The sequence below is a fragment of the Burkholderia sp. E168m22 genome, assembly GCF_001319805.1.
Taxonomy (GTDB): domain Bacteria; phylum Pseudomonadota; class Gammaproteobacteria; order Burkholderiales; family Burkholderiaceae; genus Burkholderia; species Burkholderia orbicola.
In genome coordinates this window covers 52,304-61,429 of record NZ_BBSK01000151.1, presented here as the reverse complement: position 1 = coordinate 61,429, position 9,126 = coordinate 52,304, and the positions used below count along the sequence as shown (strand labels likewise).

Genomic DNA, 9,126 nt, shown 5'->3' with positions numbered 1-9,126 from the left:
CCTCGTCGACTGCACGAAAACGCTTACGATCGGGCGTTTCGGTTGAAACTCGATTACGCGTGCGCAAAATCGATTATTGACGGCACGTTTTGCACAAAATCGATTTTGGTGACACAGGGCTGGCCTGCATTGGGCATCGGCTTCAATTTCCCGTCCGCGCCGCGACCAGCACCGCCACCGGCAATTCGGCCAGACAGCGATCGAGCGCCAGCACACCTTCCGGCGCCTCGATCGCGTTGCGCGCATTCAACCAGTCCGTCCACGGTCCTTCAACCCCGCGCGGCAGCACGACCGTCGTATCGCCCCATTGCGCAGGCTCCACGCGCGGTATCTCTGGCGCTTCCCCCAGCAACCGACATGCAAGCCGTGTCGCAACCACCACCACGGTGGCTGCCTCATCACATCGCGCGAACGCCACCACGTGCCGCGCAAGCTTGCCGCGCACCCGCAGCGGAACGTAGGCGCCGTCCGCGAACGTCGCCGGCCATCGCGCCCGCAGCGCCAGCATCCGTTCGATCAGCGCGCGCTTCACGCGCGCATCGGGCCACGTCGGCAGATACGATGCGACCGGCCCATCGACCGGTTCGGCCGCCAGCGTCGCGAACGGCACGTCGCGCCGGTTGTCCGGATCGACGAGCGAGTGATCCCATGACTCGGTACCTTGATACAGATCCGGCACGCCGGGCGACGCGATCCGCAGCGCCGTCTGCGTGAGGCTGTTGACGACGCCGGCCGGCGCGATCCGCGCGACGAACGCATGCAGCCGATGCGGAAAATCGCCCGCGCCGCGCGGCGTCAAGATCGCGCGGACGAACGCTTCGCAGCCGTGCTCGTAATCCGGCTCGGGCGCGAGCCAGTCGGTGTACTGCTTCGCTTCGCGCAGCGCCTTCGTCTGCCACTGCACGACGCGTGTCGCGAGCGCGTCGAGCCCGGCCGCATCATCGGGCGCGAGCGCGGGCGGCCAGCAGCCGACGAGCGTCTGGTAAAGCATCGCCTCGGCGGCCGGCCCGGGCGTCCACGCGAGGTCGCGGTGCGGGCCGCCGCGATGCGGCGCGTTCAGCGCCGACCAGTCGAGCGACACCGCACGCCATGCATCCGGCACCTCGCTGAGCACCGCGAGCCGCGCGCGCGCGTCCTCGCCGCGCTTGTGGTCGTGCGTGGCCGTCGCGACGAGCCCGTGCGGCACGGTGCGCGCGCGGCGCCGGTTGCGCGCATGGAACGCGCCGCGCGACAGGCTGAAGTCGCCGGCGTCGGCGCCGACCTCGTTGCGCGACAGCAGCCGGCCGTAGCGATAGTTGGCGGTATCCTCGACGCCCTTCGCGGCCAGCGGCGCGGTGAGCTGCGCGAACGCGACGCGCGCCGCCAGCAGCGCATCGGCGTTCGCGCGCGGCACGCGCACGACCGGCAAGCCGAGCCACGCGGCGACGCGTTCGAGCGCGAACCGGTCGGTCGGGTCGACCGCCGCGTACGCGCCTTCGTACGCGTGGGCGAGCACGCGCCGGTCTTCGTCGGCGGGCTCGTTGCCCGGGGCCGGATACATCCGGTACACGGGCAATCGCACGGCGAGTTCGCCGAGCACGCGCTGGATCGCGATCCGGCTGACGTCGCGCGTGACGGGCGACGCCCGTGCAATCTCGTGCAGCAACCGCGCGACCCGCGCATGCTCGGCGGCGAGCTGGCGCATCAGCACGCGCCGCTTGCCGTCGAGCGCTTCCTGCGCGAACGTGCGCGCCGAACCCGACACGGCCGCCCAGTGCGCGGCGAGCGGTTCGGCGCCGGCCGGGTCGTGCAGCAGCGCGCCGACGTCGTTCATGAAGTCGTAGCCGGTCGTGCCGTCGACGGCCCAATCGCTGCTCAACGCTTCGCCGGGCGCGAGGATCTTTTCGACCACGACGTAGGGTCGCGCGTCGCGCTGCGCGGCGAGCCGCGCGTGCAGCCGGCGGCAATACGCGCGCGGATCGGCGAGGCCGTCGACGTGATCGACGCGCACGCCATCGACGAGCCCGGCGGCATGCAGGCGCAGCGGCAGCGCATGCACGGCGTCGAACACCGCCTCGTCCTCGACGCGCACGGCCGCGAGCGTCGCGATGTCGAAGAAGCGCCGCCAGTTCAGCTCGTCGGCGGCCGTGCGCCACCAGGCGAGCCGGTAGTGCTGGCGTTCGAGCAGCCGGTGCAGGCACGCGCGCGAGCGGGCGCGGCGCGGGTCGGCGCCGCGCAATACCGCGTCGAACGCATGCGGGCCGTGCGCGGCCGCATAGTCGCGCAGCGCCGCATGGGCGGCGGCGAGTCGCGCGCTGTCGCGTGCCGGTGCGGCATCGAAGCGCTCGGCGAGCGCGTTCAGGTCCGCGCGGTTCGCGATGCGCAGGATCTCCGCATAGGTGGCGGCGGCGACCGGCAGCCGCCGCCCGGGGCACGCGATGATGAAGCGGCCCGTGGCCGGATCGGCGCGCAGCGTGATGTCGCCGGCCGCGAGCGCATCGCCGTACGGCGCGCCGAGGCAGGGCAGCAGCACCTTGCCGTCGAGCGTGGGGTCGGGCGGATGCCAGTCGATGTCGAAATAGCGTGCGTACGGGCTCGCCGGCCCCCATTCGAGCACGTCGTTCCACCAGCCGTTCGACGACCCGCCGACGCCCATGTGGTTCGGCACGATGTCGATGACGATGCCGAGGCCGCGCGCACGCAGCGCGTCGACGAGCCGCATGAAGCCGGCTTCGCCGCCGAGTTCCGCGCCGAGCGCGCCGTGGTCGACGGTGTCGTAGCCGTGCCGCGAGCCGGGCTCGGCCGTGGACACCGGCGACAGGTACAGGTGGCTCACGCCGAGCCGCGCGAAGTAGTCGGCGTGCGCGGCAGCGTCGTCGAACGTGAAGCCCGCATGCAGCTGCAGTCGCAGCGTCGCGCGTGGGGTCATGGGCCATGCCTCCGCGAGCGGCGCGCGTGCACGACGGCCGCGATGCGCGTGCGCACGTCGGCGTCGAACAGCGCATCGATCGTGCGCGGCAGCCGCTGCCGCCAGTTCGGATGGCCGCACGGCGGCCCCGGCAGGTTCGGCTGCGCGTCGAGGGCGAGCAGATCCTCGAGCGGCAGCAGCGCGAGCGGCGACGGGCTGCTCGCGACGTAGCCGAGGATCGCGTTCACCGGCGGCATGTTAGCCGGCGGCACCGCGGCGTCGGCCGGCGCGCAGCCTGCGTGCTGCAGCGCGTGCCACAGCGCCGCGCGCTCGGTGGCGCGTTCCGCGTGAGCGGCAAGCAGTTCGGGAGGCGGCGGGGGCGTCGAGTGATTCGAATCGGGGCGCTGCACGGTGTCGTGCCCGAACGCCATGCTTTGCACGATTGCGTCCGAATCGTGCGCGCTCGCGTCGTCCGGCGCCGGGGCGGCGACATCGCGCGGTGGTTGCGCTTCGTCGCGTCGCTTCGCGGCTGCGGCCTCGGCTGCGACGCGCCGCCATCCGAGATCGACGCCGCGCCACCAGCCGGCCACGGTCGGCAAATCGTGCGTCGAGGTCATCGCGATCGCGTCGCGATCCCACGCGGCGGGCGGCCGGAACGCGCCATCCGCATCGCGCTCGAACCACAGCACGCGCATGCCCGCGACACCCTGCGCGCCGAGCCGTTCGCGCAACCCGGCCGGCACGGTGCCCAGATCCTCGCCGATCGCGATCGCGCGATGGCGCGCCGCCTCGAGCGCGACGAGCCGCACCAGATCGTCGAGCGGATAGTGCAGGTACGCGCCGCTGCGCGGCGAGCCACCGTCCGGCACGATCCACATTCGCGCGAAGCCGAGCACGTGGTCGATGCGGATGCCGCCGGCGTGCGCGAACGCGGCGCGCAGCAGGTCGATGAACGGCATGAAGCCGTCCGCACGCAGCGCGTCGGGCGTCCACGTCGTCACGCCCCACGCCTGACCGGCCGCATTGAACAGGTCGGGCGGCGCGCCGAGCGATACACCGCGCAGCAGCGTCGTGCCGTGCGCCCACGCGTCGCTGCCGGCCTGATCGGAGCCGACCGCGAGATCGGCGATCAGCCCGGTCGCCATGCCCGCGCCGCGCGCGGCGTGCTGCGCGTCGCCGAGCGCGCGCGACGCGCACCATTGGAGGAAGGTGTGGAACGCGATCGTGTCGGCATGCTCATGCGCGAACGCGTCGACTTCCGCCGACCCCGACATGCGCCATTGCGACGGCCACTGCCGCCAGTCCGCGCCGATCCCGTGCTCGATGCAGAACGCCTGCAGCGCATCGAAGCGCGCATGCGCGTCGAGCGCCGCGCCGCCCGCCGCGCGAAACCGCTGGTACGTGTCGCGCGACGGGTCGTCGCTCGCGCGCCATGCGTCGAAGCACGCACGCAGGCGCCGCAGCTTCGTCGGCAGCACGCTGGGCCAGTCGATCAGCGCGGCGTCGGCCGTGGCAGCGGATGGGCGATGTGCCGCGTCGGCGCCCGGCACCGCGTCGCAGTCGAGATACGCGACGTTGTGCCAGCGCCGCGACGACGGCGAATACGGGCTGTCGTGCGCGGGAAGCGCCGGATAGCCGGCATGCGTCGGGCTGATCGCCACCGCCTGCGCGCCGTGTCGCGCCGCCTGTGCGGCGAGCCGCGCAAGCGCCGTGTAATCGCCCGCGCCATCGTCGCCGGTGCGGCGCAGGCTGTAGAGCTGCGCCGCGATGCCCCAGCGGCCTCCGTCGTGCGCACGGGCGAGCGCGTCGAATGGCCGTGCCCGCGGCGGCGCAATCGCGAGCCCGATGCGCTGCTCGCCGATGTCGAGCGCGTGATAACCGGGCATCGCGAGCGGCGGCAGCGTGCCGTGTTCGCCCGCGCCGCCCACCCGGCCGTCCACGTGCCCGCCGGTTTCGAGCGAGATCCTGAAGCGCGCGCCCGGCGGCGCGATGGTCGCGGGCAGCGTCAGCGGCAGGCCGGCGTCGCCGGTCACGAGGCGCGGCGGTGACGCGTTCGCATCGGCGAGCGCGGCCGCGCTGTCGACCCGCTGGATCGCCGTGCCGCACGGCCAGCCGAGCGCATCGACGAGCGCGACCAGCGCGTCGTCGTCCACGCGCCGTGCGACGCCGCCCGCGTCGGTCCAGTCGGGTTGCAGGCCGGCCGCACGGGCGAGCGCCGCGATCGGGACGTCGGTCGTCATGAGAGGCTCCGTCCGTTCGTGCTGTGATGCCGCGCATCCCGGTTGACCGCGCCGTCGCGCCATACGATGCAGGCGCGGGGCGGCACGTGCCCGCCGGGCAGCCGGTCGCGCGCCCGCGGCGGCGTCTCGAACACGATCTTGCCGACCGGCAGCGCGGGCAGCGTCGCGTCGTGCGAGCCGAGATTCAGCGCGATCGTCAGCGTGCTGCCGTCGCCGAGGCGCCAGCGCGCGACCAGTGCGGGCGGGTCGCCGTCGCCCGCGAGCAGTTCGACGCCGAGCGACCGCGCGTTCTCCAGATGCGGCGTCACGAGCGCCGCGCGCACGGCCAGCGCGCTGCGGTAGAAGCGCCGCCAGGCGGCCGCGTCGGGCCACGACTCGTCGGGCGGATGGTGCGACGACGAGCGCACGAAGGTCGCGATGTCGTTCGGGTCGGGAATCGCGTCGCGATGGGCGGCGTCGGCGAACGCGGGAAACGCGGCGAATTCGCGGCGCCGGCCTTCGCGCACCGCATCGGCGAGCGCGCCGCGATAGTCGGTGAAGAACTGGAACGGCTGCGTGCTGCCGTCTTCCTCGCCCATGAACAGCAGCGGGATCGACGGCGCGAGCAGCATCAGCGCGGTGGCCGCGCGCACCGCATCGTCGTTCGCGAGCGCGCGCAGCCGTTCGCCGAACGCGCGGTTGCCGACCTGGTCGTGGTTCTGCAGGAACACGACGAACGCGGTCGGCGGCAGGTGCGCGCTCGGCTCGCCGCGCGCGGCGCCGTCGTGCAGCGGCGACGGGTCGCCCTGGTACGCGAAGCCTTCGCCGAGCGTGCGCGCGAAATGGCGCAGCGGCGCATCGGCGTACGCGCGGTAGTAACCGTCGCGCTCGCCGGTCAGCAGCACGTGCGCGCTGTTGTGGAAGTCGTCGTTCCATTGCGCGTCGAAGCCGCCGGGGCCGAGCAGGCTCGCGGTATTGCGCTCGTTCTCCAGCACGAGATGCACGTGGCGCGCGTCGCCTGCCTGCGCGCGCACGCGGCGCGCGAGTTCGCGCAGCCATGCGTCGTCGTCGATCGCGTGCGCGGCGTCGATGCGCAGCCCGTCGAAGCGGTACTCGTCCAGCCAGTACAGCGCGTTGTCGATGAAGAACGCGCTCGTCTGCGGGCGGGTGAAGTCGATCGCCGGCCCCCACGCAGTCTGCCGGTCCGCGCGGAAGAAGTCGGGTGCGTAGCGCGGCAGCAGGTTGCCGTCGGGGCCGAAGTGGTTGTATACGACGTCGAGGAATACCTGCAGCCCGAGCCCGTGCGCGCTGTCGACCAGCGATTTCAGTTCCTCGGGCCGCCCGTACGACGCGTCGGGCGCGAACGGCAGCACGCCGTCGTAGCCCCAGTTGCGTGCGCCGGGAAACGCATTGACGGGCATCAGCTCGACGGCGGTCACGCTGAGTTCGGCGATCGCCGGCAGGCGCCGCTCGACGGCCGCGTAGCCGCCGCATGCGCCGACATGCAGCTCGTAGAGCACCGTTTCGTGCCACGGGCGGCCGCGCCACGCGTCGTGGCGCCAGCGGTACGCAGCCGGATCGACGACCTGGCTCGGGCCGTGCACGTCGTACGGCTGGAAGCGCGACGCGGGATCGGCCACCGCCAGCGCGTCGTCGAGCAGGTAGCGGTACAGCGTGCCGGGGCCGCACGGCGCGACCGTCTCGAACCAGCCGTCGCCGGCAGGCGTCATCGGGATCGCGCGGCCGCCTGCGTCCTGCAGCTCGACGGCGGCGGTGCGGCTCGCGGGCGCCCATAGCCGGAAGCGCGTGCGGTCGGCCTCGATGCAGGTCGCGCCGAACGACGATTCGAATACATGCGTGCCGGTGGGGCGGGCGGAACGGGATGTCATAGCGGTCCTCAGGAAGACTGATCTGGCGGCGGCACGGCCGCGACCGCGATCACGGCCGCATGCGCGGCGACGTCGAGCCCCGCTTCCGGCCACGAGCGCGGGCCCGAGTCGGGCGTCGCAGTGTCGAGCAGGATGCGGTAATCGAGCACGGGCGCGGGCGGTATGAACGTGATGGTGTCGGCCGATGCGTTCAGCATCACGAGCAACGCTTCGGTGCGCCCGGTGCGGCCGGTGCCGACGCGCCGCATCGTCAATGCGCGGCGTTCGCCGTCTTCCCAGGCGGGCACGGTGAGCGCGTCGCCGCGTTCGTCGAACCAGTCGATCTCGCGCATGCCCGGCGCGCCGTCGCGGTCGCCCGACGGGTAGCGCGGCGCCGACATCACCGGATACATGCGCCGCAGCGCGGCGAGCCGCGACACGAAGCGGGTCATCTGCACGCCGGCGTCGCTGTGCGCGAGATCCCAGTCGAGCCACGACAGTTCGTTATCCTGGCAATACGCGTTGTTGTTGCCGTGCTGCGTGCGGCCGAATTCGTCGCCGGCCACGAGCATCGGCGTGCCGAGCGCGGTAAACAGCGTCGCGAGCATCGAGCGGGCGACGCGCAGCCGCACGTCGCGGATCGCCGTGTCGTCGGTCGGCCCTTCGACGCCCCAGTTCGCGCTGCAGTTGTCGTCGCGGCCGTCGCGGTTGTCCTCGCCGTTCGCGTCGTTGTGCTTGCCCGCATACGCCACGAGGTCGGCCAGCGTGAAGCCGTCGTGCGCGGTCACGAAATTGATCGAGGCCCACGTGCGGCGCCGCCCGTGATTGAACAGGTCGGCCGAGCCCGACAGCCGCGCGGCCAGTTCCGGGCGCTGCCCCGCGTCGCCGCGCCAGAAACGCCGCACGGTGTCGCGAAACCGGTCGTTCCATTCGGCGAAGCCGGGCGGGTGGCGGCCGAGCTGATAGCCGCCGGGGCCGAGATCCCACGGCTCGGTGATCAGCTTGCGCTGCGCGAGCACGGGGTCCTGCCGCAGCGCATCGAAGAACCCGGCGCCGGGCTCGAAGCCGTGATCCTCGCGGCCGAGCGTCACGCCGAGATCGAAGCGGAAGCCGTCGATGTTGAACGCGGTCGCCCAGTAGCGCAGCGAATCCATCACCATCTGCACGACGCGCGGATGCGACATGTTCAGCGTGTTGCCGCAGCCGGTTTCGTCGACGTGATAACGCGGATCGTCGGGCCGCAGCCGGTAATAGCTCGCGTTGTCGAGGCCGCGCCACGACAGCGTGGGCCCGAGCTGGTTGCCTTCGCACGTGTGGTTGTAGACCACGTCCAGCACGACTTCGATGCCGGCCGCATGCAGCTGGCGCACCGCGATGCGCATTTCGTCGAGCCGCCGCGTCGTCAGGTACGACGGCTCCGGCGCGAAGAACGCGGCCGTGTCGTAGCCCCAGTAGTTGCGCAGCCCGCGTTTCACGAGCTCGCGCTGCTGCAGGAACGCGTGGATCGGCAGCAGCTCGACCGTCGTCACGCCGATCGACAGCAGGTGATCGATGAACGCCGGATGCGCGAGCGACGCGAACGTGCCGCGCTCCGGCGGGCGCAGCCCGGCGCGGCGCATCGACGCGCCGCGCACGTGGGTCTCGTAGATCACGGTGCTGCGCCACGGCACGTTCGGGCGGCGGTCGTTGCTCCAGTCGAACGCTTCGTCGACGACCACCGCTTTCGGCATCGCGGGGGCCGAATCGCGGCGGTCCATCGACAGGTCGGCCCGGTTCGAATGCACGCGATAGCCGAACAGTGCGTCCGACCAGCGGAACTGGCCGACCAGCTTGCGCGCGTACGGGTCGAGCAGCAGCTTGGTCGGATTGAAGCGATGGCCGTGCTGCGGCTGGTACGGGCCGTCCGCGCGGAACCCGTACACGGTGCCCGGATGCGCGTTGGGCAGGTAGCCGTGCCACACCTCGTCGGTGCATTCGGGCAGGTCGAGGCGCGCGAGTTCCTTGCGGCCGGTCGGGTCGAACACGCACAGCTGGATGCGCTGCGCGTGCGCGGAAAATACCGCGAAGTTGGTCCCGAGGCCGTCCCAACTGGCGCCGAGCGGATAGCTGCGGCCGGGTTCGAGACGGTCGGGCAGGGCGGTCGGCATGGGGT

General features: G+C 72.4%; 4 protein-coding genes. All 4 read right to left on the bottom strand.

All coding sequences use genetic code 11. The features are described 5' to 3' along the window. Positions 1–142: 142 nt before the first annotated feature. Genes treY through glgX form a run of 4 tightly spaced genes read right to left on the bottom strand, consistent with a single transcriptional unit; the run spans position 143 to position 9,121 of the window. Entirely contained in the window at positions 143–2,908 is a 2,766-nt protein-coding gene (treY, locus tag AP428_RS33425; protein WP_011695009.1) for a malto-oligosyltrehalose synthase, read from the bottom strand. Further along, entirely contained in the window at positions 2,905–5,127 is a 2,223-nt protein-coding gene (gene malQ / locus AP428_RS33420; RefSeq protein ID WP_054928676.1) for a 4-alpha-glucanotransferase, read from the bottom strand. Before malQ ends, treY begins: the two co-directional genes overlap by 4 nt. Next, positions 5,124–6,995 (bottom strand): malto-oligosyltrehalose trehalohydrolase, encoded by a 1,872-nt coding sequence (treZ, locus tag AP428_RS33415; protein ID WP_011545540.1) that lies wholly within the window; start codon positions 6,993–6,995, stop codon positions 5,124–5,126. The genes malQ and treZ overlap by 4 nt, the downstream gene beginning before the upstream one ends. 8 nt (positions 6,996–7,003) lie before the next feature. Continuing rightward, on the bottom strand, positions 7,004–9,121 hold the full coding sequence (glgX, locus tag AP428_RS33410) for a glycogen debranching protein GlgX (protein ID WP_011545539.1): 2,118 nt from the start codon (positions 9,119–9,121) through the stop codon (positions 7,004–7,006). Between the last annotated feature and the right edge of the window lie 5 nt (positions 9,122–9,126).